The organism is Paenibacillus sp. FSL W8-0426, assembly GCF_037969725.1.
In the GTDB taxonomy this organism is placed as follows: domain Bacteria; phylum Bacillota; class Bacilli; order Paenibacillales; family Paenibacillaceae; genus Paenibacillus; species Paenibacillus hubeiensis.
The window spans coordinates 1,967,872-1,992,266 of sequence record NZ_CP150203.1; the positions used below are offsets into that span (position 1 = coordinate 1,967,872).

Here is a 24,395-nt window from a genome sequence, read left to right on the forward strand (position 1 = left end):
TCCAAGTTCATTTGGGTTGGCGGGCCAGGTAAGTGCTGTATTGAAATATGCGTTCCAGCGATCGGCGGCGAATCTGGGGCTCATCGAATTTCATCGGCTTGGCGTTTGCCTCGAAAAACCAAAGCTCGCCAATAACGTCTATGCCGAGATCCATCGACATTTCGCCCAGCGTGCTTCCCGATCCACGCTCGATCTGCTTGGCGATCATGATCGACGTGGATTTGACTCGTTTCATCAGTGTTGCAGTCATTTCTTCTCCAAAGAGATCGGCCAGCAGCTTTTCCGGATCCTCCACGCTGCCTCCGCGGGGAACATGGGTCGTAATGCTGCGGGAACCCGCCAGCCTGGCACCGATTCCGGTTACGCTCCAGTGGCCTTTCCCGTTTTTTTGCACGAGCACGCGCAAGTCGAAAGGACGTTTGCCGGAGGAAGCCAATTCAATGCCTTGCTGCAGGATATAGGGCGTTCGGCCGGACTCCTGGCGCACGCGTGCCCACAGTTTTTGGAGCGTGATGGCCTTATACGTGGTGCTTCGTCTTTTGCTTTGGATTTTGAGTTTGTAGGGAAATTGATCCTTCTCCTGAAACTTGAGCATCATGATCCCTTTGCCCGCTTTCCCGCTTTCCGGCTTCAAATAAAGGTAAGGGTACTGCTGCAGCACTTTGCCCAGACCGGATGCGCTGCGCATCCGGCGGGTGTATGGAACGAGCTGTCGGGTCGTCTTCGATTTTTTCAGCCATTCGAAGAGATTCCATTTATTGAAGTAAAACGGGTTATACAGGCTGACGCCGGATTGAAGGCATTCTGCGATTTTGCGCTGGACAAACGGCTTGCTTTCATCCTCGCGGCTCGGGATGCGATTATACAACACATGAGGCAAAGGAAAGAGCTGTGAAATCCATCGTTTGCTTCCTTTGCCAAGCGTGTAGCCTTTGACGGTGGGACCGCTCATATCCAAGTCGCGGACGGTCACGACGTATGCCAAACAACCCATATTTTCACCGGTGTTTATGATATCCTCGAAATTTTGATGGTTTCCCCTGAACATTCGCTGAGGATCATGCATGGTCAGTATGGCAATGACAGGTTTGAAATCATCGTGCAGGCTCATCAAATGTCGTCCCTCTTCCGGAACTTGCTTAAATACAGGCAGTGTTCCAAAATGTGCTCCACCGACGATTTGCCCTCCATTCGGAGGGAAGGGTGTCGGAATATGGAGCGTCCGGGTTTGGCGTTCGCTTCGAACATCCATACGTGCTCCTCCTGATCAATGCCCAGATCAAAGCCAAGTTCACCAATGAGATGCTGGTGTTGATTTTCGATCGCCTGGGCCAATGTGATGGCGACGGATTTGGCTTGCTGAAGAACCTCGCTTGCGCGGTCGCCGAAATTCTGGCTGAGCGCCTTTTCTGGGGTCATCAGGGAACCGCCGTTCTTGATATGTGTGGTGACGCTGCCGCGGCCAGCCTTTTTGGCACCGATCCCCACAACGACCCATTGGTTGTTCCCGTTCTTGTGCATATGAAAGCGAAAATCGATCGGGCAATGGTCAATCTCGATCAGCCGGATGCCTTGCTGAACGACATAACCGCGCAAGTGTCTGCCATGTTTCCCCTGAAGCATGCGCATGAGGCCGTTGAAGGAACCGAAGCGCATCAGGACATTTCCCTTTTTTGTACGGTAACGTGCAAAATAGCCGCGTTTGGGCGAATAGGTCAGGCGATAGATCCCGTTGCCGAGGCTGCCTGCCGTAGGTTTGTAATATACGAATTGATGGCGTTCCAGCATGTCTTTCATCTGTTCCACCGTCGGATTCGTGATGGATTCCGGGATATGAAGGCTAGCGGCCGGTTCGTTTTCGAGCAATTTGTAGATATCCGATTTATTGAAGAAGCTCCAGTTAAAGAACGGGATTTTGCGCCGGATGAATCGTTCCCGCAGCTGGTTGATTGCAGGGGAAAAGTCCGAACGGCGGCTGGGCAGACGGTTATACACCACGTCCGGCAAAGGCACGGTTTTGCGGGTGAATCCGCCGCTGCTGCTCAGAAAGAAACCGTTCACTGTTTCGTTTTGCCAGTTGATGTCCCGGGGCGTAAAGGCGAAAATATAGGATTTCCGGCTCCCTTCGCGGAGCAGTTGCTTGATGAATGCGGTACGTGAACCGAACGGATTGGAACTGCTGGCCATACCGTCGGTAAGGATCCCGATCAGCGGACCAAGTTGAACTTCGTCATTTTGCAAATTGCGGAGGTAGACGCTGCTCCTCTTCGGAACGTTCATCAGGTTGCGAATGCCTGAGGCAAGATATAGATGTTTGCCTGCTTTTCGGATTGGCTTGATGGTTGCCGGCACCCGGTCCCTCCCAAATCGCAGATGAATCTTTTTTTTGCCGGACAGATTCAGGCTTTTCATTAACGAACTGGATACATAAATCACTTTATCCGGTTGCTGCGTGAAATGCAGGTTGCAAGTGGTCAAACTCATGATTTATCCTCCTATCCTGAAAATATCCTTCAAGGCAAGCCGGCGACACGCCTTAGCTGCCGTGATTCCGGATGGGTTTCAGGCCAGCTATGCTGGATGTATTCGGCATTTTCGTTGGACGGTAAACGTCAGCGAGAACATGTTGCTGCAGCAGATAACGGGCATAGGCAAGCGGCCGGGTATGGACCCTTCGAAATAACTGCGGGTCATCTGCTTTTGCAAACGAGGAGCGGCCCGGTTTGGAGTTGGCTTCAAGCAGCCACAGGCGCCCATCGGAGTCCGCTCCGAAATCGAGGCCCAACTCGGCGAGTCTGCCGAAGTGCCTTTCCAACAGCGGGGGGATCCGGCCCGCGGCCTGCTTTATTTGTTCAAGCAATGCATTTGCTTCGGAAGCTCCGAACCGGTCTTGGAGATAAGGAAGCGCAGGGTAGGCCTTCCCGCCGCCATGAAGGTTGGACGTCAGTGTTTTCTCCGGGCCCTCCCGTACCATACATCCCGTGAGCAACCAGCGTCCGCGGCCGTCTTTCTGCATCAGCGCCCGAATATCGAACGGACGTCCATGATGGCTAAGGTCAAGGTAAGGCTGTATCAGAAGCCTGCGTCGGGAGCTGCAGGCATGAAGCCGGGAGGATACGCGTTCGGGCGTTTGAAATAGCCAATGAAACGGCTCGTTGGAATGGTTGCGGCCGTCGATGACCCAAGTGGACGGCTCGGTGCCGCGAGCCAGGCGAAAGGTGTTTTTCCCGTGTGTTCCGGACACGGGCTTGAAGAACAGGCCCTGCGGCCATCGTTCCAGCCAAGTCTCCCACCGAACGTGCGGTTGAAACAGCGCCGTCTGGGGAAGAAGCTCTTTCGTTTCCGAATCACGGCTTAGAATCTGATGCACCTTCCATTTGCCGGGCAGTGAAGCGGACCAGTACGTCGTTCTTGCTCCAGGGCCAGGAGCGCTCAGCTGCTGTCTCCACGTCTGGGGCAATGGCTGCAGACTGCGATCCATCACCAGCTTGGTTGCAGGCAGAGGCACGGCTCTCCACTGATCATCAACGTAAACGAATCCTTGCTTCGGCAATGCTGCTTGGTTGTCATCAGGCAACGGAAGCACAACGATGCGAATTCCGTAAGGCCCGCTCTCCAGACTAAGCCGGCGGCAGAAGGGTTCATCCGAAAAGGAAGGTGAGCCAGCTGCTTCACGGACCAGAATCGTCAGGATGTCGGGCGGGAAAGTTCGGTTTGGCAACGGTTCAACACCTCCAGCGGAATTCGCCTCTAGAAACCGGCGAGATACGTCGAATATTCAAGCATCGCCTTCACGGAAGGCCGGATCTTGCTATCTTTCAACGGAGTATTATCATTTTTGGACGGCTTGGAGTTGACTTCCAGCAGCCAGACGCGTCCGTTCGTATCGAAGGCCAGATCGACGCCGAGCTCTCCGAAATGGGCGGGAATGGAGCTTTCGATGCCTTTGGCGATATCCAATGCCGCTTGTTTCAGGTTGGCGTAAGCTGAGGATTTGACGGAAGAAGACAATGAGGTCCGGGACACGGCTTCTTTGACCGTGCTCAGCGACCCGCCCCTGGCGAGATTGGAAACATAATGGCTGCCACCCGCAATCCGTGCCACGATGGACGTTACATTCCATTTGCCGGTACGGTTTTTCTGAACAAGTGCACGAAAATCGACGGGTCTGCCGTTATTGTCGATCAGATTCAGGCCTTGTTGGATTTGATATCGCGTGGATTTGTTTTTGCCGGATACGCTGGCATACAATTTATCCAGCGACGAGTACGTTTGCTTCCGTGTACCGCCAACGCCGGTCGTAAGGGTCAGGAAGCTTCCATCATTTTGCCGGGTGACCCGAATGATGCCTTTGCCCAGCGACCCGCGTACAGGCTTCAGGAACACGACCGGGTATCGGCCGCACATGGTTTTCAGCGTGGCCGCGCTTTTGAGCAAATGCGACTCGGGAAGGACGCGTTTGAGCGATGAAACGGACTTCAAGGCATCGAACACTTCGTTTTTGTCCAGAAACTTTTCGTTGAAGGTTTGGGTGCCGTAGAGTGATTTTACTTCTTTGATGAAATGCTGTACGCTAGGTTTGTTCTCGAGTTTCCGGGACGTGAGACGGTTGTTGACGACATCTGCAATGGGCAGCTCCTTTTTTTTCCAGCCGTCATCGTATACCCAGCCCTGCATGCGGCCTTGAATATCTCCGATATCCTCTGTGGTGAAGAAGGATACATAGGCGCCTTTCTTGCGGCATGCATTCACCAATTCCCGGCAAAACATGGTGATGGAGCCGAAAGGCCGATCGGGCTGATCGGGGTAATCCCGGCTTACCAATACACAGATGAATGGACCGAGGCGAAGCGTGCGGCTGCCTGGACGATAGGACATTTTCAAGACTGAACCGTGAATCAGGCCGGTTCTGCTGGCTACAGTTTGATTGATCCGCAGGCCGTCATACTTTGGCACGGGAATTACGGTGACTTCACTGCGGAAAGAACCGAATTGCAGCTTTAGCGGTCGACCAGAAGGGATTTTAAGTGTCTTGAGCACCCCTTCGCCCAGCATGATGACGTCGTCCTGCAGGATGCCCGAGCCGATGACCTGTATCGTTACTTTTTTAGTGGACATCTCGGATCTCCTTCCGGGCGGCAACTTGATGTCTGATGTTAAAGTTGAAGCGGCATCTGAACATGGATGTGCTTCATCATATGAGGACATAAATCCCTTGGTGATTGACCCATTTGGATTAAATGCAATCTATGTATCGAGCGACGCGGCGGTTAGGCATGGACAGGCGCAGCTGATGGATGTGTATCCGCGTGTTGCAGGTGAATGGACGTTTCGATGGAAATGAAAATGAACGAAGTAGGCCGTAACGGCGAATCAAGGAGGAAATGAACATGAACATTTACGACAAGGCCAACGAGTTGGCAAAAGCATTGAAAGAAAGCAGCGAAGTGACGGAGATCACTTCGGCGATGAAGCTGATCGAAGCGGATCCGGAAGCCAAAAGCATGCTGGACAATTTCCGTACGCAGCAGATGGAGCTGCAGCAGCGCATGATGAGCGGTGACATGCCTGCTCCCGAAGAAATGGAGAAAATGGAGAAATTGTTCGAGGTACTCAGCCTCAACTTGAACATTCGCCGCTTGTTCGATGCAGAGCGCCGTCTGAGCGTAATCATCGAGGATGTTAACAAAATTATTTCTGACAGCCTGAGCCATCTGTACGGAGGCCCGCAAGCGTAATCGGGGACGTTTCGTGTACAAACCTTTCATAATGCATGGCCTGCGTTCATAGACTAGAGATATAGAGTCTACCAAGGACGCGAAGGAGCTGTGTAACCGTGAAAAGGTTTAAAAAAGTAAAACATGTTGTCTACCTGCTGATTGCCTTGTCTATGCTTGTCATTGCACTGCCGCGAATTTCCTTTGCAGGCGGAATGGACTGGGTGAACGTTTTCGGCATCGTTTGGGTGCTGTTCTCCCTGCTCGTCATCGCCGCGCATCTTCATTTCATCCTTGGTGTGGATGAGGAGAAGAAGCGGGCGCTGGAAGCCGTACGGCGCGCCAAAATGCGTCAGTGGGAAATTAAACTGCTGGACAAGCAGGAGCAGGGAAAATCGGTATAATCTGCGTATTGCTTGCCTGAAAAAGGCCGGGCTCCCATTCCGTGTGGTAGGGAGCCCGGCCTTTTTCCATATTGCCAAAGATAATCCGGGCACGATGCTTAGGGACAACATGTCGGACATGGGGTTATTTTCCTAAAGCCGTGTTATAATAGATACAGAATAATACAGATTCATCTTCGGGGGTGGTACAGATGGACGGCCAGGAAGAAAACATAACGAAGCACGAGCAGTTATTGCAGCACATCGAACAACTCAAGGTAGGCAGCAAAATATCGGTTCGCGGCCTTGCGCGCGATCTTGGCGTCAGCGAGGGAACGGCCTATCGGGCCGTGAAGGAAGCGGAAAATTTCGGGCTGGTGGTCACCAAAGAACGGATCGGGACGGTACGGATCGAAAAAAGACCGCGCGGCATGTCGGAGCAGCTAACCTTTGCCGACGTCGTCACCATCGTGGAAGGCCACGTTCTCGGCGGGAGCGACGGGCTGGCCAAACCGCTTCACAAGTATGTCATTGGGGCAATGAAGGAACAGGCCATGGCCCGATACATCGATGCAGGAAGCCTGCTGATTGTCGGCAACCGGGACAATGCCCATTCCCTGGCGTTGGAGCAGGGGGCAGGGGTGCTCATTACGGGAGGATTCGGGACGAGCCGTGAGGTCAGGCTGCTGGCGGATGAACTGGGGTTGCCGATCATTTCGTCGCGACATGATACGTTTACCGTGGCTTCGATGATCAACCGGGCGATTTTTGACAGGCTTATCAAGAAAAAAATCATGCTGGTTGAAGATATTATCGGACAGAAGCCAAGGCTTCAAGTCCTTAAAGTGAGCAGCCTGGCTGCGGATTTCCATGCGCTTGTGGCAGAGACGGGAGAACATCGCTTCCCTGTCGTGGATGAGTGGAACCGGGTAATCGGCATCGTCAGCCTCAAGGATGTCAGCGAGCTTCAGGCCGGTCAAAGCATCGAAAAGTGCGTCGTCCGCCGCCCGGTTACCGCCTCGCTGCAGACATCTCTCGCTTCCGCCGCCCAGATCATGACGTGGGAAGGCATCGACTTTTTGCCGATCGTCGATCGGAATCGCAAGCTGATTGCGTCCGTGACGCGCAAAGAAGTGCTGCAGGCGATGCGGGATGCCCAGAAGCAGCCGCAGCTTGGAGAGACGTTTGACCATTTGATCTGGAATGGCTTCGCCGAAGAGCGCGGGGAACAGAACGAACTGATCTTCCATGGATTCATCATTCCGCAAATGGCGACGGATCTGGGTACCATCTCGGAAGGCGTACTGCTTAACATCATGACCCAAGCCGGAAGACGTGCTGCCTGGGACGTGACGGGCAATGACCATGTCGTCGACAATATCACGACCTACTTTGTAAGGCCCGTGCAGATTGAAGACCAGATCATCGTCCGCCCGGTCATCCTGGAAACGAGCCGGCGAACCTGTAAAATGGATATCGTCATTTCCAGCGAGGGCAACACGGTGTGCAAGGCGGTCATGACGCTGCATTCGATCGATCATGCGTAAGTTATTGCGAGAATAAGGGGAGATCACTGGCGAATGCGTATAAAACGCTGAATGCATTTGTTTCGCCTGATCTCCTTACCCGCATTGGAACGCAACCTGCATCCTCTAACGCGCCAGTCCTTTTTCACCGGGGTCCGGTGCCGGCGCCTTGCGCTTGGTCTATTCGTCTCGCATAATGGCTTCGGTTGCGGAGGCCAGCGAACAGATTGAAAGCACCGATAACCAGAAATAGCGCTTCCACAATAACGGACAGGGTGGAGCCCGTAAACACAAACATCAGAATAAGGGCGAGCAGAATTAACATAATGCCCATCCAAATGTTGGTCCACGAACGGTACAATCCCGTTTGGGCGGCGCCGGAAGAACGATGTGAACGAATGCTGTTCAGGGCGGAACAGATCATGGCAAGGGCAAATGCTGCAATGAGGACCATCTTTAAAACTTCAATCAGCATGCAGTGCATCTCCTTTTCTGGAAAACATTCACTGCTCTCAGTGTACCATGCCCTTTTGGACAAGGATATCTTTTTGTTTCCATCCGATCGGCCAACTGGCTAGGTAGGAACATGCAGCCGAATCTGCACCCATACATGCAGCACGCCTTCCATGACCAGCATCGTTTTGACCTGCACGCTGTACTGCTTTTCGCGAACGGTGTACGTTTTTTGATTCAGCATGATTCGGGTCATTTTGCTGTACTCGTCAATGTTAAAGACGTCCCGCCCGCGCAGCACTTCAAGTTCGTCGCCCAGCTTTTGCAGCATGATTTTGAGCGCTGCCTGATCCGGCCCGTTATCGGATTCCTCCGACAGCACTTTGATCTCTTTAATCACGGTTTGCCGTTTGCTGTATTTTTTCAGCGTGATGATATCCTTCTCGTTTTGATGCAGTCGAAGCTGCAATTCCTGATTCGTAAGCCAGAGCTTGTTGTAGCTTAGATGGAAAATCCCGTTATATACGATGCTGCCGGCGATCGCTCCGAGTACAAAAACAGCGGTCATGCGCATCAGCGGCCGATAGCGGGAAAAGGGAGGGATTCTCATACACGTCGCCCCTTCCTCATCCTCATGTCAACTCCGCCCCCCGCAGATCCACTTGACCAATTCCGTTCCCATATGAGCGCCCATGAATGCCGAGATCAGATACAAAATCTGTTTGACCGCCGGAGACATGTTGCCATCGAGGAAATTGCTCTCGATCACCCGCATGGGATCAATGGTACCTCCCACGGCAGCCGCCAGCGCCCATATTTTGATTTTGCTGGAAATGTCAAGCATCGTCTGCGTCGGAGGCTGCATGGACAGAACGGCTCCGATGCCTCCCAACATAGCTCCACCCAGCACGATGCCGAACGCGATGAAAAAATCGAGAATGGCTTTGGACAAAAATGTGCTCACTTGTAAAACACCCCTTTCAGACCCAGCGGCGCACCTCCTGTCTTCGGTCAGAGGCAGGGGGAGCAGCTTGTACTTCTATATGTATGGGCATGCCCCCGAACGTTATGATAAACTTTAAAGATTCGTTCGGGATTCCTTCATTTTCATAGTCGTCGGGACGAACGGAAACGCTTTTCCGCTTTGACTCTGCTGCGCCGATGAATTATGATGGAAACAAGTGTTTGTATGTCCTGATATCATGAATATAGCGATGATGAATAGACGGGAATTTGGGGAGGACAGAAGCTCGATGGAGCGGGAAATCGCCGTCCCGAGAGCGGAAAGCCGAGCAAATAAATTTAACGATAGAGACGAAGGAATGTGGAATAGCAATCCGCGGCGAAAGGAAGACAAGCCATGAGTTCTTTTGTGCATTTGCACGTTCACAGCGAATACAGTTTGCTGGACGGCGCTGCGCGTATTCCGGATCTCGTGAACAAGGCCGCAGATCTTGGAATGACCGCATTGGCGCTAACCGATCACGGCGTCATGTATGGCGCCATACCTTTCTATAAAGCTTGCGTTCAGCGCGGCATCAAGCCGATTATCGGATGCGAAGCTTATATGACGGCAGGTTCCCGGAAGGAAAGGGGAAGCCGGAAAGACCAGCCGATCCATCACCTGATTTTGCTGGCCAAAAACATGACCGGTTACCGCAATCTGATGAAATTGTGCTCCATCGGTCATCTGGAAGGATTTCATTATAAACCCCGCATCGATATGGAGAGTTTGGCCGAGTACCATGAGGGGATCATATGCATGAGCGCGTGCCTGGGCGGGGAAGTGCCGCAGCATTTGCTTCACGGGCGCGAGGAAGAAGCGCGGCGCGCGGCGCTGCGTTACAAAGCGATCTTTGGCTCCGACTTCTATCTGGAACTGCAGGATCATGGCCTGCCCGAGCAGAAACGGGTAAACCCTCAGTTGATCCGACTGGCGGAAGAACTCGGCATCCCGCTTGCCGCGACCAATGACGTTCATTACTTGAACGAGGAAGATGCCGAGCTTCAGGACGTGCTGATTTGCATCGGCACGGGCAAAACGGTGGACGACGACACCCGCTTGCGCATCGGCACCAACCAATTGTACCTCAAAAGCGGACAGGAGATGGCCCGCCTGTTCCCGCATGTGCCGCAGGCTTTGGAAAACACGGTCCGCATCGCGGAAGCGTGCGAATTGGAACTGGAATTCGGCAAATCGATTTTGCCGGAGTACCGTCCGCTTCCCGATGGCATGACACCTTCGGAATATTTGCGTCAGCTGTGCGTGGAAGGCATGCACTCCAGATACGCGGAAACGCCGCGCTGGACCGATCCGGAGCTGAAATCCGAACTGGAGCAGCGGCTTGACTACGAGCTGCAGGTCATCGACAGCATGGGATTCTCGGATTATTTTCTGATCGTATGGGACTTCATTGCGTACGCCCATCGCGAGGGGATCGTGACGGGCCCGGGCCGGGGTTCCTCGGCAGGCAGCCTTGTTGCCTATACGCTGCGCATTACGGACGTTGATCCGATGAAATACAACTTGCTCTTTGAACGTTTCCTGAATCCCGAGCGCATTTCCATGCCTGATATCGATATCGATTTCAGCGACGAACGCCGGGACGAAGTGATCGAATACGTGGCCCAAAAGTACGGCAAGGGACACGTCGCCCAGATCATTACCTTCGGGACGATGGCGGCCCGTGCGGCCGTGCGGGACGTCGGCCGCGCCCTGAACGTGCCGTACGGCGAGGTCGACAAAGCGGCGAAGCTCATCCCTGCCCAACTCGGCATCAGCATCGAGCGGGCGATGGAGGCGTCTCCGGAGCTGAAGGGTTTGTACGAAACCAAACCAAGGACGCGCGAATTGCTGGACATGGCCGTGAGAGTGGAGGGCAAGCCAAGACACGCATCGACGCATGCGGCGGGGGTCGTCATTTCCCGCGATCCGCTGACGGATGCAGTGCCGCTCCAGGAAGGCAGCGAAGGGACGGCGCTAACCCAGTATTCCATGGAAAACCTGGAAGCGATCGGATTGCTCAAAATGGACTTTCTCGGTCTGCGCACCCTGTCGATCATCGAACGGTGTTTGCGGTGGATCGGCGAGACGGGCGAGGTTCCCGATTTCCGCCATATCCCGGATAACGACGCGGCGACCTACGAAATGCTCGGCCGGGGCGATACGATGGGCATATTTCAGCTGGAGTCCGCGGGCATCCGCCGGGTGCTGAAGGAACTAAGGCCCAGCGTGTTCGAGGATATCATTTCGGTGCTCGCCTTGTATCGTCCGGGTCCGATGGAGTTCATTCCGAAATATATTCAGGGCAAGCATGGAGAGATTGAGGTGGAGTATCCGCACAAGGACCTGGAGCCGATCCTGAAGGATACGTACGGCATCATCGTGTACCAGGAACAGATTATGCAGATTGCGTCCCGCATGGCGGGTTTCTCGCTTGGAGAAGCGGATTTGCTGCGCAGGGCAGTATCCAAGAAAAAGAGGGAAGTGCTGGATGAAGAGCGCGGCCACTTCGTGCAGGGAAGCTTGAAGCAAGGGTACGGCGAAACGGAAGCCGATCATGTCTACGACATGATCGTACGCTTCGCGAACTACGGCTTTCCGCGCGCGCATGCGGCGGCGTATGGCGTGCTGGCGTTTCAGACCGCCTACCTCAAGGCGCATTATCCGGTACATTTCATGGCATCCATGCTGACGGCCGTCATGGGCAGCCACCGCAAAGTCGCGGAATATGTCGTGGAATGCCGGCGAATGGGCATCGAGGTGCTTCCGCCTGACGTCAACCAGAGCGGCATTCTTTTTACGCCGGTGTTCGACTTCACAGAAGGCGGGGATAACCGCATTGCCAGTGAAGGCATGCAGGCGCACAGCAAACGGGGCTCCATTCGTTTCGGTCTTGCTGCGGTCAAAAACGTAGGCACGCAGGCGATGGAAAGCATCATGCATGTGCGGAAGGAGCGTCCGTTCGACAGCCTGCTCGATTTTTGTCGCCGCGTGGACTTGCGGGTATGCAACAAACGGGTGATCGAGTCGCTGGTTCAAGCAGGGGCTTTCGACACGCTGCCTGGTCATCGGGCCCAGCTGCTGGCCATGCTGGACGAAACGGTAGAGGCAGCGTTGAAATGGCGGAAGGAACGTGAGGATTTGCAGATCCAACTGTTCGATTTCGTGGAAACGCCCAACTGGGAAATCGATTATCCGGAAATTCCGCCATATTCCGCTACTCAGCAATTGGAGCTTGAACGGGAGCTGCTCGGACTGTACCTGTCCGGCCATCCGCTGGACGATTACGAGGCGCTGCTGGAATCCAGCGGGGCCGACCGGATCATGGAACTGACGGAAGCGGCGGACGATGCGATGGCCGTCGCGGCCGGGATGGTGGTGTCCGTGAAGTCGATCACGACGAAACAGGGCAAGGCGATGGCGTTCATGGAGCTGGAAGACCAGATCGAACGCTGCGAAGTGGTTCTCTTTCCCGAAGTATGGCGGCGGAGCCAGCAGTATGTCGGGAAAGGCGAACTGCTCGTCGTGCGTGCGCGCGTACAGCACCAGGACGAGGGGTTCAAGCTGCTGGCCGAGGAAGTGGCGCCGCTCGGTCCGGCGGCACTGGAGCAGCAGCTGCGCAGCCGCGAACGGCGCGGCCGGTCCGGCAGCGGCAGCGCCTCGCGCCCGGCAGCCGGGGCACGGCAGCCGGTTGGCGCGGGAGCCGCTCAGCAGCGGAGCGGGGCAGGCGATGGCGCTGCAGGGCCGTGCGGCGGAGCCAGCTCAGGCAGCGGCGGCGGAGGATCGGCAGCTGCCCGAGCGGCGGCTGGCCAGGCCGATGGCGGAGCCGTGCAGGAGCGGCGCGCCCCGGCAGCGGAGCAGCGGGTGTTCGTGAAGATCACGCCGCAATCGGAACAGCCCGAGTTGCTGGAGCGTCTGAAGCAGCTGCTGCAGCGGCATCAGGGACCCGTGGCCACGGTGCTCTTCTATGAGCGGCAGCAGAAGCTGCTGGCACTCAGCGATGCTTACCGCATCAAACCTTCGCCGGAATTGTTCGCCGAGATGGAGAACATGCTGGGCAAGGACACGGTCCGAATCAAATGATCCGAGGCCAACGCGGGCCTCAAGGCATCATGTCAAGCCTGTCCGGAAACCGGACAGGTTTTTTGATCCTTGTCATCATCCGGGGTGACGCAGAGGACCGAATCCGTATGGAGAAACAAAGCGCTGGGCGCCATTCGTCGCATTTTTTATGAACATTTCACCGGCTTGCCGCATACACTTGAGAACACCAAAGAACCTGACGGTCCTTGAGGAGCGAGACGGGAGGCCAAATGATGTCATATGAAATTGTCGAAGCGATGCTGTCCAGACGGGGCGTCGGGCTTGATTCCATTGCGAAAATTGTTTACCAGCTGCAAATCGGGTATCATCCTGATCTGACCATGGACGATTGCGTCAACAGCGTAAAGGCCGTGCTGCATAAACGTGAAGTGCAGTATACCCTGTATACGGGAATTGCGCTGGATGAGCTTGCGGAGAAACGCTTGCTGCCCCAGCCGCTTCAGGCCATTATGGAAGCCGACGAATCCCTGTACGGGGTGGACGAGACTCTGGCCCTGGGCATTACCCATGTGTTCGGCATGATTGGTTTAACCAGCTTTGGTTATTTGGATAAAGAAAAAATCGGGGTGATCCGGGATCTGAATGAGCATGGTACAGGCATCCACGTCTTTCTTGACGACCTTGTCGCTGGTCTGGCCGCGGCCGCCTCTGCAAGAATCGCCCACAACAACGTCAAGGCCAAAAAATATCCTGCTGGAGAATGAACATGGATCTGCCGCATTTCTGAAAACAGCCATGGGCGGCATGCGCTGCCCTGCCGGGTAAGGCTGCTCCCCATCAGGAAAATTCAGGATAGATGAGCCGGTCGGACCGTGTTGCAATACAGGACGAATGTCCTTCAAATTGCAGATTTCTTCCGTACAGTCCCGAACCCTTCCTTGCAGAAAAAAAGTGAGGTATGTTATCATTAGTCCAATATACGGGCTCTGAACATTAGCTTAGGGGGCGGACGAGGAATGTGGACGGTGATTTACATTGCACCGACAGCAAAGGTTGCGGACAAGATCAAAACCAAGCTTTCGGAAGAAGGTTTTCTGGTACAGACCCGTCCCATCAGTGTATCCAAGCAACAATACGAGATTCGCGTCCCTTCTGGGGAGTTGGAAGAGATTCAGGAAGTGCTGAACTCGATTCTGCATTCCTGATTCGTTCAATAGAAGACGTGCCTTGGCGCATGAAGGAGTACCGATGAACCGGTACATAAGGGATTGACCGCACAGGGAGAGAGAGGAATCGACTTGCACGTATCGTTATGCTGCTGTCCTTCCTTCTTTTTTTGTTAGGACAAGATCGGACCGATGATGCCGTGCCCTTGCGCCAGCACAGATTCAAGCATTCGCTCAGGCAATCTTTCGGTGATTGCGGCAGCATAGGGCGGTAATGATGCTGACCGCTGGTGGCTGCCCGTGCCGGCGGATTGTTTTGTTGTGGACGGATGAGACAAGCCCCGCGGCACCGTGCTGCTCGTAAGCGGTTTACCGCAGTCGTTCAGACTATTGAGGCATTAATGTGATGGGCTGAGTGTGCTGCGGATATCAAATCAACAGCTGGAGAGGTGTAGTTGTGTTCAAAGATATATTCCAGAAGAAACGGAAGTACGCTACCATACCTTCCGAGCGTGCAGTTCGTGGCGAAGGCCAGGAAACTGAGGAACGCCCAAAACGTGAAATACCCGAAGGGCTTATGAACAAGTGCAGCAAATGCGGCACGATTCAATATAGCAAGGAACTGGAGAAAAATTTGAAAGTTTGCCCTGCATGCGGCTACCATATGCGCTTGAACGCGATGGAGCGCATTGCCATGGTGCTCGATGAGACGGGGTTCGTGGAATACGATGCCGACATGGTATCGGTAGACCCGCTCGGCTTTCCGGGATACAGCACCAAACTGGAGCAGCAGCGGTTGAAGTCCGGGCTGAAGGAAGCGGTGATCACCGGCGAAGGCACCATCGAAGGACTGCCTGTCGTCGTTGCCGTCATGAGCTTTGATTTTTTTACAGGCAGCATGGGCTCGGTAGTGGGTGAAAAAATTACGCGTGCGATCGAGAAAGCGACGGAAAAACGTCTGCCGTTGATCATTTTCTCCACGTCCGGCGGTGCCCGGATGCAAGAAAGCATTCTCAGCTTGATGCAGATGGCGAAAACAAGCGCGGCGCTGTCACGCCTTGACGAACAGGGCGGATTATATATATCGGTCATTACGGACCCGACGACGGGTGGTGTATCCGCAAGCTTTGCGAGCCTGGGCGACATCATTATCGCAGAACCGGGAGCCGTCTTTGGTTTTGCGGGCCGAATCGTCATCGAGCAGACGATCCGCCAGAAGCTGCCGGACGATTTTCAGACTGCGGAGTTCAATCAGCAGCATGGACAGCTGGACCTGGTCGTTCATCGCAAGGAATTGCGGTCCACGCTGGGTAAACTGCTGGATATGCACAGTGAAAAGGGAGGGGTCTGAATGGCGGGTGAGTTGCCATATGAAGCGCCTCTGGTTGAGATGCGCAAAAAGATTGAAGAACTGATCCAGTTCGGCCAGGAGAAAGGCATTGATTTTACGGAGGAAATTGCCAGGCTGGAAGAGCGATATCAACGTTTGGAAGAGGAAATTTATTCCGGAATTACGGCTGCACAAAAAATGCATTTGGCGCGGCATCAGCAGCGTCCGACCGCACTTGACCTGATTCAGCTTGTTTTCACCGATTTCATAGAATTGCATGGGGACCGCATGTTCGGCGACGATTTGGCCGTCGTAGGGGGCCTTGCCAGATTGAACGGACAAACGGTGACCGTGATCGGGCAACAGCGGGGGAAAGATACGAAAGACAACATCGCCCGTTTTTTCGGGAGCGCGCATCCGGAGGGATTCCGGAAAGGGCTGCGCCTGATGAAACAGGCGGACAAATTCGGCCGCCCAATTATTACGTTTATTGATACTAAAGGGGCGTATCCGGGTAATACTGCAGAAGAGAGAGGCCAATCCGAAGCCATTGCCCGCAACCTGCTGGAAATGGCCAAGTTGTCCGTGCCCGTCATCGTTGTGGTAATTGGCGAAGGCGGCAGCGGCGGTGCGCTGGCTTTTGCCGTGGGCAACCGCGTGCTGATGCTTGAGCATGCCATCTATTCGGCCATTTCTCCGAACGGCGCTGCGTCGATTCTGTGGAAGGACGCTTCCAAGGCAGATCAGGCGGCAGAGGCGATGAAAATTACCGCGAGCGACCTGCTCGACATGCAGGTGATTGAGGAGATCGTTCCCGAGCCGCGCGGAGGAGCTCATCGCAATTACGAAGAAACCGCGGAGGTTATTCGCGAAGCCATTGTTCGTCATTTGGGCGAAATCGGCAGCTGGAGCGGGGAGCAGCTTAGACAGGATCGTTATGAAAAATTCCGCAAAATCGGATCCATTTCATTCGAAAAGCCAGCGGAAGCGGAGGCCTCCGAACCGCCCGTGGAAGCTGAACCGGTGAGAAATTTGTCGGGAAATGCGGAATGATGTGACGAAATTCCTATACAAATGCTCAAAAATGTAGTAAATTTAATAGTTGGAAAAAGAAAAAAACAGATAAAGAGAGACCTTTAAAATCGGAGGAAACCCAAAATGCGCAAAACGAAAATCGTTTGTACCATCGGACCATCCAGCGAATCGCTGGAGAACACGAAGAAATTGATTACGGCCGGCATGAATGTAGCCCGTCTGAACTTCTCCCACGGTGATTTCGATGAGCACGGCGGACGGATCAAAAACATTCGCCAAGCAAGCGAAGAATTGAACAAAACAGTAGCTATTCTGCTGGACACCAAAGGACCGGAAATTCGGACAGGTAAACTCGAAGTTGAATCGATCGATTTGGTTCAGGACGAGTACATCACGTTGACAACAGAAGAAATTCTGGGCAACAAAGATCGTATTTCCATTACGTATGCAGATCTCCCGAAAGATGTAGCGCCGGGATCTACCATTCTGATCGACGACGGTCTGATCGGACTTACCGTTGTGGAAGTACAAGGCACCGAGATCAAATGCCGCATCGTTAACGGCGGTACGATCAAAAGCAAAAAAGGTGTTAACGTTCCAGGCGTTGCCATTTCTCTGCCGGGTATTACGGAAAAAGATGCGAACGATATCGTATTCGGTATCGAACAAGGCGTCGATTTCATCGCGGCTTCTTTCGTGCGTAAAGCAAGCGACGTGCTGGAAATCCGCGAATTGTTGGAAAAACACAATGCAGGCCATATTCAAATCATCTCCAAAATCGAGAACCAACAAGGTGTCGACAACCTGGACGAAATCCTTGAAGTGTCCGACGGCCTGATGGTTGCCCGTGGAGACCTGGGTGTTGAAATTCCTGCGGAAGAAGTGCCATTGGTACAAAAACGCATGATCGAAAAATGTAACGTTGCTGGCAAACCGGTTATTACGGCAACACAAATGCTGGATTCCATGCAGCGCAACCCGCGTCCTACTCGTGCGGAAGCTTCCGACGTAGCGAACGCGATTTTCGACGGCACGGATGCCATCATGCTTTCGGGCGAAACGGCTGCCGGTAAATATCCGGTAGAATCCGTTCTGACGATGTCCCGCATCGCCGAAAAAGCGGAATCTGCGCTTCCTTACCAGGAGCTGTACCTGAAACAACGCGTGGCTCAACAAACGACGGTTACGGAAGCGATCAGCCAATCGGTTGCGCTGTCCGCTCAAGACCTGAACGCCAAAGCGATCATCACTTCCACGGAATCCGGCCATACGGCTCGCATGGTATCCAAATACCGTCCGGAAGCTCCGATCATCGCGGTAACAACGGAAGACAGAACTTCCCGCCGCCTGGCGCTTGCTTGGGGCGTTACGCCGGTGAAAGGCAGACGTTGCGATTCGACGGATTCCTTGTTCGAGAACGCAATCGAAGGCGGTCTGAAATCCGGCATTGTCAAAGAAGGAGATCTGGTTGTCATCACTGCGGGTGTACCTCTGGGCCGCTCCGGTTCCACCAACCTGATCAAAGTTAGCCAAATTCCAAACAACGCTTAATGGTTCGTAAGAACATCGAAGCAGCATGAAGCAATGGGGCGTTTTGCGCCCCATTGCTTTTTATTTCGAATCAAAGGAGGCAGGGACAATGCAGCATTCGGGCAATGGCAATTGGTACATGACAAAGCTCCGCGTTCGGTATCAGGAGAGCGACCAGATGGGGGTCGTGTACCATATGAACTACGTGAACTGGTTTGAGATCGGCAGGACCGAGACGATTCGCCAAATGGGGTATTCATATCGTAAAATAGAGGAGCAGGGGTTTCTGCTTCCCGTCACCGGATTGGATGTAAAATATCACAAGCCGGCCCGGTATGATGATGAAATCATGATTTTTACCCGAATTGCTGCGTTTAGCGGCTTGCGCCTGAATTACGAGTATGACGTGAGACGCATGACTTCAGACTCTTCCGGTCAGGCTGACGGCGAGCTGCGGGTATGGTCATCCGAGGAATCGCTTCCCGGAGAACGTTTGGTTACCGGTGCTACCCAGCACGTATGGGTAAACCGGGACTGGAAGCCGGTCAGGCTGGATAAGGCAGCCTCTGAGCTTTACAGCGCGCTTGAGAAAGTGTGGCTTTCAGGAAAGGGGTAATTCGCAATGCGAAGATGGATGTGGGGCATATTATTGATTGTTCCGGTCATCGAACTGTTTGGTTTTATTGTTATGAGCGACTGGATCGGGGCTGGAAAGACGCTGCTGCTCATGCTTCTCACGTCCTTGATCGGTATAGCCATGCTGCAATTTGAGGGACGGAAAGTGCTCTATGACGCAAGAGCAGAAATGGAGCGCGGACAGGTGCCCGGCCGAAAAATGGTGGATGGGCTGTTGGTGTTCGTTGGCGGTTTTCTTTTGCTGATTCCCGGTTTTGTTACGGATCTGATCGGGTTCACGCTTGTCTTTCCGATAACACGCGCCGTATACCGCTTGTTCTTCCTGGGGTGGCTTGAGAAAAAAATGAAAAACGGCAGCATCACATTTTACCGCCGACGGTGACATGAAGGTTGTCCGGAACTGGCGTATTCATTGAAAAGAGGCTTCGTGCTGCAGCATACGCTGCAAGCGATGCCTCTTTTGCGTTCAACGAACCTTCCCGTTGACAACGTAGTTGCGTAAATCACGAAATACGTTGGCCCGGTTGAAGGCATCAAGAATGACCAGACTGACCGGGCCGATGATCAGCCCAAGCACGCCGAACAGCTTGAGTCCGACAAACATGCCGACAAGGGTAGCGAGCGGGTCCAATCCCACGCTGCTGGCCAACACTTTCGGTTCGATCATCTGTCTGGCGACGAGTACGATCAAATAGATCACGGCGATGCCGATGCCCAGATAGGGATCGCCGTTCATAAGCAGATATGCCGCCCACGGAACCATGACCAGACCAACGCCGAGGTAAGGCAGCAGATCGACAAGTCCAATCATCAATGCAATGGTAAAGGCGGATTTGACCTGAAGGACGAGCAAACCGATCATCACGAACAGAGCCGTAATGGAAATCATGATGAGCTGGGCACGGACGTAACCGAACAAAGCCTTTCTCAAATCATTCCAGATGTCAACGATCGGTCTGCGAATGGCCGCAGGAACCCAGCGTGAAACGGTATCGCCATGTCTGGCCCAGTTCTTGCTGATGAAGAAGGCGGCCAGCAAAATGACAATGAAAACTGCGCCCATACTCGGCAAGGAGGTCAGGAAGTTTACGATGCCGTTGAAAAAACCGGTGACGAGATCCGTGACGGCTGTTCCGACCGTTTCCGTCGTTTTGCTGATATTGTTGTTGATGGTTTCCCGATAGTTGGGGTTATCTCTGTAAAAGCTGCTTATTTGCTCGATGAGGTTCTGGATCGTATCGCTTTGGGTCCAGCGAACCAATGCATCCCTGAGTTCGTCGATATGCAAGTCAAAGCTTGCCGTCAGCGAGATAACCTCCCGCACAATGCGGGTGACCGCGGCAGATAAGATGACCATTACGGCTCCGAAGTAAAGAATGAGCGAAAAAGTCGCGGCCAGCCAGCGGGGAAAACGGACTTTCCTCTGAAGCACCGATACAAGCGGGTTCATGGCATAAGCGATGAGCCAGGCAATAAGGAAAGGGTACAAAAGCGGGAACAGCAGATAGACGGACACGGCAGCCAGGAGGGTCGCAATAATGACCCACAGGCCGCGGAGCAGTCGTTTCGCTACAATTTTGTCCACAATCACGTCTCCTTCCGAATGGGCAAGCATCAGGCTTTCGTAGACTGCATGGGAGGCAAGAGAAAACGGAATACGAGGTTACCGATCGATCAGCTCCATTCTTTTCCTGCTTCCTAGAGTATGCCAGATCAGGAAGAAACATAGCAATGGGAAACGGAAGAATTCTCAGATTTGTATACGTACAATTAAATATAATCAATGTAAATCCTTCATGTTGTGTAATTGTGCGATGGCTATAGTCTAGTAGACCTAGGTATTTTTTTATATAATTTTAGAAAAAAGATACATTCTAAAGCAAAGTTGTGATATTATACTTAAGTCTTAATTACTATATAGTAGGAGGAGAAAACATTGTTCGCAATGGGCTTGATTGCCGGTATATTCGGTATTATTGCATCGATTGTCGCTTTGATGATCGGAGGAATCGATGCGGCATTTTCCGAAAGCGGAACATCCAGCGTGACAGGGCTTGCAATTTCAGCACTTCTGTTCAGCATTTTAGGAATTGTAGGGGCAGCGTTCACCAAAAGCAAACCAAAGCTGGCTGGCTGGTTGATGCTTGTTAGTGGGGTTGCCGGGTTTATCAGTATTTCTATGTTCTACATATTATCAGGAGTACTCTTTATTGTAGCAGGGTTCATGGGGATCCTTAGTAAGAAGAAGGTCGTACAGGAAGCGCGCCCGAATTGAAGCTAACAAAAATTAGTTATATGCACTGAGCAAAAAGTCTCTGCCAACACGGACAGAGGCTTTTTGTTATGCTCCAATTTCCATGGGTTTTATTGGTTTGTTGGTTAGCGTTCAAATGGGAGCCATCCAAATGGATTTGGCAGCAGCAGTTAATATCAAGGATTTATGTTATATAATTCGGAATTTTTTATAATAAAATCAGTGATTGCGCACAAAAAAAGCAGGAGACAAGAACCCGCAAATTCTAGTGTTTTTCATCTAGAAAACCACTTACAATCCGGCTAAAACAGGCCAAAACATATAGAAATACAATGGCACAACAAATACTGGAAGAACCTGTTGCATCAATGAAAAGAAACGATAAGACACATATTGAAACCGATTGCAACAGCCAAATGATTATCAGTGTGATAAAGAAGTTTAATGCCCTAATGACACTTGACGATGTTCACATAAACGACAAAATCCAGTATGATGTTATAAGGAAATGACGATTGACAGATAAGAATTGCGTAATTTGGAAATTTTACCAACTTATTTAATGTAAATGTTTTCAAAAGTTTGTTGATGCTTGGCCGTTGCCTGTGAACCCATGGATCGGAGATGTCTGATCTGAGCAGAACGACCTCATGCGCGAGAACCACTCCTGCCAGACCCGGTCTGGCTTCTCTGCAAGTACGACGATAGTTGTTTTTCTTATTTCGCTTATTAAAAGGAGAGATGTAATATGACAGCTACCAAAGGCTTGGAAGGCATCGTTGCGGCGACCTCTTCGATCAGTTCCATTGTGGACGGCGTGCTCACGTATCGCGGTTACAATATTGACGATTTGGCTGAGCATGCAAGCTTCGAAGAAGTGGCCTACCTGTTGTGGTTCGGCAAACTTCCAAACGCTAATGAACTGGAAACCCTGAAGAACAGCCTGAGCGAGTATGCGGCGATCCCCGACGAATTGATTGCGCAAATTCGGCTGTATCCAAAAAGCATGAACACGATGGCGGCACTTCGTTCCGCGATCTCGGCATTGGGCCTTTATGACAGTCAGGCAGACGAAATGACGGCCGAGGCCAATGAGAACAAGGCAGTCAAACTGCAAGCGCAATTGCCTACCATCGTTGCAGCGATAGCCCGTATACGTCAAGGCAAAGACCCCGTGTCTCCAAAAGAAGGCGCTTCCATTGCAGAAAACTTCTTGTATATGCTGACAGGCGAGGAGCCGTCCGAAACGGCTGTTAAAGCGTTCGACCAGGCACTCGTCCTTCATGCCGATCACGAGTTGAACGCGTCGACATTTGCTGCCCGCGTAACGGTAGCGACCTTGTCTGATATTTACTCCGGCGTTACTTCTGCCATCGGAGCGCTGAAAGGTCCGTTGCACGGCGGCGCGAACGAAGCGGTGATGAAGATGCTGAACGAAATCGGTACGCCGGATCGTTTGGAATCCTTCATTCAGGAGAAGCTCAACAACCGCGAGAAGATCATGGGTTTCGGACACCGCGTTTACAAAAACGGCGATCCACGGGCCAAACATCTGCAAAAGATGTCCAGAGAGCTCGGGGAGATGAACAACGATACTCGTCTTTACGAAATGTCCGTCAAAATCGAAGAGATGGTTACGGGCCAAAAGGGACTGAAACCAAACGTGGATTTCTATTCCGCATCGGTGTACACACAACTGGGCATCGATCACGAATTGTTCACGCCGATTTTTGCCATTAGCCGCGTATCGGGCTGGACAGCTCACATCCTGGAGCAGCTTTCCGATAACCGGATCATTCGTCCACGCGCGGAGTATACGGGACCTGCTGAGCAGAAGTACGTTGCGATTGGGTTTCGCTAATTGATGGAAAAACCAGTATAATAAACAACGATGAGGCGAAGGGGCTGCTCATACCGGGTTGAAGAGCCATGCATGGGCTCCCCTCCTTCAACATAAGTACAAGCACGGCATGTATATGCCGGGGATATTATTACACTTAGGGAGGAATTAGTGACCATGAAATTAGAAAAATTTGCTCATCCAACTGAAGGAGAAAAAATTCAGATTGATAACGGCGCATTGCAAGTGCCTAATAACCCGATTATTCCATTCATCGAAGGCGACGGCACGGGCCGTGACATCTGGAAAGCGTCCAAGCGCGTTCTGGATGCGGCTGTGGACAAAGCTTACGGCGGCAGCAAAAAGATTGCATGGTACGAAGTATTTGCCGGAGAGAAAGCATTCAATACATACGGAGAATGGCTTCCAAACGATACACTTGAAGCAATCCGTGAGTACATTGTAGCGATCAAAGGACCTCTGACAACACCGATCGGCGGCGGCATCCGTTCCCTGAACGTTGCGCTGCGCCAGGAACTCGACCTGTATGTTTGCCTGCGTCCTGTACGTTACTTCAACGGCGTTCCATCCCCGGTAAAGCGTCCTGACCTGGTAGATATGGTCATTTTCCGCGAAAACACCGAGGACATCTACGCAGGAATCGAGTATGCGGAAGGTTCCGAAGAAGTGAAAAAAGTGATCCAGTTCCTGCAGCAGGAAATGGGCGTCAACAAAATCCGTTTCCCTGAAACTTCCGGGATCGGCATCAAGCCTGTATCTTCCGAAGGCTCCAAACGTTTGGTACGTGCGGCAGTGCAATACGCCATCGACCACAACCGCAAGAGCGTAACGTTGGTACACAAAGGCAACATCATGAAATTCACCGAAGGTGCTTTCAAAAACTGGGGATACGAAGTAGCTGAAGAGGAATTCGGCGATAAAGTGTTCACTTGGGCTCAATACGACAAAATCAAGGATGAGCAAGGCACGGATGCTGCAAACGCAGCGCAAAAAGCGGCAGAAGATGCAGGCAAAATCATCATCAAAGATGCCATCGCCGACATCGCTTTGCAGCAAGTCCTGACTCGTCCAGCCGAGTTTGACGTCATTGCGACATTGAACCTGAACGGTGACTACCTGTCCGATGCACTGGCTGCGCAAGTTGGCGGAATCGGTATTGCTCCGGGCGCAAACATCAACTATGTGACTGGCCACGCGATCTTCGAAGCAACTCACGGTACTGCACCGAAATATGCGGACAAAGACGTGGTAAACCCAGGCTCGGTTATTTTGTCCGGCGTGATGCTGCTTGAGCATCTTGGCTGGCAAGAAGCGGCTGACCTCATTTACAAAGGCATGGAAACTGCCATCAACAACAAAACGGTTACTTATGACTTTGCACGTTTGATGGAAGGCGCAACCGAAGTGAAATGCTCCGAGTTTGCCGACCAAATCATTAATAACCTGTAAAGGGAGAC

At 52.6% G+C, this 24,395-nt stretch carries 23 protein-coding genes; 15 read left to right on the forward strand and 8 right to left on the reverse strand.

Going from position 1 to position 24,395, the window contains the following annotated elements; translation table 11 throughout:
- Positions 1-7: 7 nt before the first annotated feature.
- From MKY59_RS09035 to MKY59_RS09050, 4 genes are read right to left on the reverse strand one after another with little or no spacing between them, the layout of a single operon-like run.
- Complete coding sequence (locus MKY59_RS09035) at positions 8-1,111, reverse strand: YheC/YheD family protein (protein WP_236421178.1); 1,104 nt, start codon at positions 1,109-1,111, stop codon at positions 8-10.
- Positions 1,111-2,484: a YheC/YheD family protein gene (locus MKY59_RS09040; protein ID WP_236421179.1), complete on the reverse strand. Its 1,374-nt coding sequence runs from the start codon at positions 2,482-2,484 to the stop codon at positions 1,111-1,113. The genes MKY59_RS09035 and MKY59_RS09040 overlap by 1 nt, the downstream gene beginning before the upstream one ends.
- 52 nt (positions 2,485-2,536) lie before the next feature.
- Positions 2,537-3,721: a YheC/YheD family protein gene (locus MKY59_RS09045; RefSeq protein ID WP_339277173.1), complete on the reverse strand. Its 1,185-nt coding sequence runs from the start codon at positions 3,719-3,721 to the stop codon at positions 2,537-2,539.
- Positions 3,722-3,750: 29 nt separating this feature from the next.
- A complete protein-coding gene (locus MKY59_RS09050; protein WP_236421181.1) occupies positions 3,751-5,118 on the reverse strand; it encodes a YheC/YheD family protein in 1,368 nt (455 codons plus the stop codon).
- Positions 5,119-5,146: 28 nt separating this feature from the next.
- Between MKY59_RS09050 and MKY59_RS09055 the strand changes: the two genes are divergently transcribed.
- The 4 genes from MKY59_RS09055 (at position 5,147) to MKY59_RS09070 (ending at position 7,647) form a co-directional block, all read left to right on the forward strand.
- Positions 5,147-5,344, forward strand: a complete 198-nt coding sequence (locus MKY59_RS09055) for a hypothetical protein (RefSeq protein ID WP_339277174.1) — start codon at positions 5,147-5,149, stop codon at positions 5,342-5,344.
- Positions 5,345-5,390: 46 nt separating this feature from the next.
- On the forward strand, positions 5,391-5,738 hold the full coding sequence (locus MKY59_RS09060; RefSeq protein WP_236421182.1) for a YlbF family regulator: 348 nt from the start codon (positions 5,391-5,393) through the stop codon (positions 5,736-5,738).
- 98 nt (positions 5,739-5,836) lie between these two features.
- Positions 5,837-6,121, forward strand: a complete 285-nt coding sequence (locus tag MKY59_RS09065) for a hypothetical protein (RefSeq protein WP_236421183.1) — start codon at positions 5,837-5,839, stop codon at positions 6,119-6,121.
- A 191-nt stretch (positions 6,122-6,312) separates the two neighbouring features.
- Positions 6,313-7,647, forward strand: coding sequence for a DRTGG domain-containing protein (locus MKY59_RS09070; RefSeq protein ID WP_236421184.1), 1,335 nt, complete (start codon positions 6,313-6,315; stop codon positions 7,645-7,647).
- A gap of 124 nt (positions 7,648-7,771) precedes the next feature.
- Here MKY59_RS09070 and MKY59_RS09075 read toward each other — a convergent pair whose 3' ends face one another.
- The 3 genes from MKY59_RS09075 to MKY59_RS09085 form a co-directional block, all read right to left on the reverse strand.
- Positions 7,772-8,101, reverse strand: coding sequence for a YtpI family protein (locus MKY59_RS09075; RefSeq protein ID WP_236421185.1), 330 nt, complete (start codon positions 8,099-8,101; stop codon positions 7,772-7,774).
- Positions 8,102-8,200: 99 nt separating this feature from the next.
- Positions 8,201-8,689 carry a cytochrome b-c1 complex subunit 9 gene (locus tag MKY59_RS09080; RefSeq protein ID WP_236421186.1) on the reverse strand — a complete coding sequence of 163 codons (489 nt, stop codon included), beginning with the start codon at positions 8,687-8,689 and terminating at the stop codon, positions 8,201-8,203.
- 27 nt (positions 8,690-8,716) lie between these two features.
- Positions 8,717-9,043, reverse strand: coding sequence for a YtrH family sporulation protein (locus MKY59_RS09085; protein ID WP_236421187.1), 327 nt, complete (start codon positions 9,041-9,043; stop codon positions 8,717-8,719).
- 396 nt (positions 9,044-9,439) lie between these two features.
- Here MKY59_RS09085 and MKY59_RS09090 point away from each other — a divergent pair, with 396 nt between their 5' ends.
- From MKY59_RS09090 to MKY59_RS09125, 8 genes are all read left to right on the forward strand, one after another.
- A complete protein-coding gene (locus tag MKY59_RS09090) occupies positions 9,440-13,165 on the forward strand; it encodes a DNA polymerase III subunit alpha (protein ID WP_339277178.1) in 3,726 nt (1,241 codons plus the stop codon).
- A 233-nt stretch (positions 13,166-13,398) separates the two neighbouring features.
- Entirely contained in the window at positions 13,399-13,890 is a 492-nt protein-coding gene (locus MKY59_RS09095; protein WP_236421228.1) for a phosphatidylglycerophosphatase A, read from the forward strand.
- Positions 13,891-14,142: 252 nt separating this feature from the next.
- Positions 14,143-14,331, forward strand: coding sequence for a glutamate decarboxylase (locus MKY59_RS09100; protein WP_236421189.1), 189 nt, complete (start codon positions 14,143-14,145; stop codon positions 14,329-14,331).
- A gap of 418 nt (positions 14,332-14,749) precedes the next feature.
- Positions 14,750-15,643, forward strand: a complete 894-nt coding sequence (gene accD / locus MKY59_RS09105) for an acetyl-CoA carboxylase, carboxyltransferase subunit beta (RefSeq protein ID WP_236421190.1) — start codon at positions 14,750-14,752, stop codon at positions 15,641-15,643.
- Positions 15,644-16,675 carry an acetyl-CoA carboxylase carboxyltransferase subunit alpha gene (locus MKY59_RS09110; RefSeq protein WP_339277181.1) on the forward strand — a complete coding sequence of 344 codons (1,032 nt, stop codon included), beginning with the start codon at positions 15,644-15,646 and terminating at the stop codon, positions 16,673-16,675.
- 105 nt (positions 16,676-16,780) lie between these two features.
- The gene (gene pyk, locus MKY59_RS09115) at positions 16,781-18,208 is read left to right on the forward strand and encodes a pyruvate kinase (RefSeq protein ID WP_236421192.1); all 1,428 of its coding nucleotides are present in this window, start codon (positions 16,781-16,783) and stop codon (positions 18,206-18,208) included.
- A gap of 88 nt (positions 18,209-18,296) precedes the next feature.
- Positions 18,297-18,803: a thioesterase family protein gene (locus MKY59_RS09120; RefSeq protein WP_339277182.1), complete on the forward strand. Its 507-nt coding sequence runs from the start codon at positions 18,297-18,299 to the stop codon at positions 18,801-18,803.
- A 6-nt stretch (positions 18,804-18,809) separates the two neighbouring features.
- Positions 18,810-19,205: an FxsA family protein gene (locus MKY59_RS09125; protein ID WP_236421194.1), complete on the forward strand. Its 396-nt coding sequence runs from the start codon at positions 18,810-18,812 to the stop codon at positions 19,203-19,205.
- Positions 19,206-19,289: 84 nt separating this feature from the next.
- On the opposite strand, the gene ytvI is transcribed toward MKY59_RS09125, so the two are convergent.
- On the reverse strand, positions 19,290-20,408 hold the full coding sequence (ytvI, locus tag MKY59_RS09130; RefSeq protein ID WP_339277183.1) for a sporulation integral membrane protein YtvI: 1,119 nt from the start codon (positions 20,406-20,408) through the stop codon (positions 19,290-19,292).
- A gap of 351 nt (positions 20,409-20,759) precedes the next feature.
- Here ytvI and MKY59_RS09135 point away from each other — a divergent pair, with 351 nt between their 5' ends.
- The 3 genes from MKY59_RS09135 (at position 20,760) to icd (ending at position 24,387) form a co-directional block, all read left to right on the forward strand.
- Positions 20,760-21,098 carry a DUF4064 domain-containing protein gene (locus MKY59_RS09135; RefSeq protein WP_290371507.1) on the forward strand — a complete coding sequence of 113 codons (339 nt, stop codon included), beginning with the start codon at positions 20,760-20,762 and terminating at the stop codon, positions 21,096-21,098.
- A 727-nt stretch (positions 21,099-21,825) separates the two neighbouring features.
- Positions 21,826-22,938, forward strand: coding sequence for a citrate synthase (citZ, locus tag MKY59_RS09140; RefSeq protein ID WP_236421196.1), 1,113 nt, complete (start codon positions 21,826-21,828; stop codon positions 22,936-22,938).
- 156 nt (positions 22,939-23,094) lie between these two features.
- Positions 23,095-24,387, forward strand: a complete 1,293-nt coding sequence (icd, locus tag MKY59_RS09145) for an NADP-dependent isocitrate dehydrogenase (protein WP_236421197.1) — start codon at positions 23,095-23,097, stop codon at positions 24,385-24,387.
- The last annotated feature ends 8 nt before the right edge of the window (positions 24,388-24,395 follow it).

Coding starts and splice junctions, on each gene's coding strand:
- MKY59_RS09040 (WP_236421179.1), bottom strand. CDS start 2,484: ATGAGTTTGACCACTTGCAACCTGCATTTCACGCAGCAACCGGATAAA.
- MKY59_RS09035 (WP_236421178.1), bottom strand. CDS start 1,111: ATGAGCCTGCACGATGATTTCAAACCTGTCATTGCCATACTGACCATG.
- MKY59_RS09100 (WP_236421189.1), top strand. CDS start 14,143: ATGTGGACGGTGATTTACATTGCACCGACAGCAAAGGTTGCGGACAAG.
- MKY59_RS09050 (WP_236421181.1), bottom strand. CDS start 5,118: ATGTCCACTAAAAAAGTAACGATACAGGTCATCGGCTCGGGCATCCTG.
- MKY59_RS09110 (WP_339277181.1), top strand. CDS start 15,644: ATGGCGGGTGAGTTGCCATATGAAGCGCCTCTGGTTGAGATGCGCAAA.
- MKY59_RS09055 (WP_339277174.1), top strand. CDS start 5,147: ATGTCTGATGTTAAAGTTGAAGCGGCATCTGAACATGGATGTGCTTCA.
- MKY59_RS09120 (WP_339277182.1), top strand. CDS start 18,297: ATGCAGCATTCGGGCAATGGCAATTGGTACATGACAAAGCTCCGCGTT.
- MKY59_RS09060 (WP_236421182.1), top strand. CDS start 5,391: ATGAACATTTACGACAAGGCCAACGAGTTGGCAAAAGCATTGAAAGAA.
- pyk (WP_236421192.1), top strand. CDS start 16,781: ATGCGCAAAACGAAAATCGTTTGTACCATCGGACCATCCAGCGAATCG.
- MKY59_RS09070 (WP_236421184.1), top strand. CDS start 6,313: ATGGACGGCCAGGAAGAAAACATAACGAAGCACGAGCAGTTATTGCAG.
- MKY59_RS09125 (WP_236421194.1), top strand. CDS start 18,810: ATGCGAAGATGGATGTGGGGCATATTATTGATTGTTCCGGTCATCGAA.
- MKY59_RS09095 (WP_236421228.1), top strand. CDS start 13,399: ATGTCATATGAAATTGTCGAAGCGATGCTGTCCAGACGGGGCGTCGGG.
- icd (WP_236421197.1), top strand. CDS start 23,095: ATGAAATTAGAAAAATTTGCTCATCCAACTGAAGGAGAAAAAATTCAG.
- MKY59_RS09075 (WP_236421185.1), bottom strand. CDS start 8,101: ATGCTGATTGAAGTTTTAAAGATGGTCCTCATTGCAGCATTTGCCCTT.
- MKY59_RS09090 (WP_339277178.1), top strand. CDS start 9,440: ATGAGTTCTTTTGTGCATTTGCACGTTCACAGCGAATACAGTTTGCTG.
- citZ (WP_236421196.1), top strand. CDS start 21,826: ATGACAGCTACCAAAGGCTTGGAAGGCATCGTTGCGGCGACCTCTTCG.
- MKY59_RS09080 (WP_236421186.1), bottom strand. CDS start 8,689: ATGAGAATCCCTCCCTTTTCCCGCTATCGGCCGCTGATGCGCATGACC.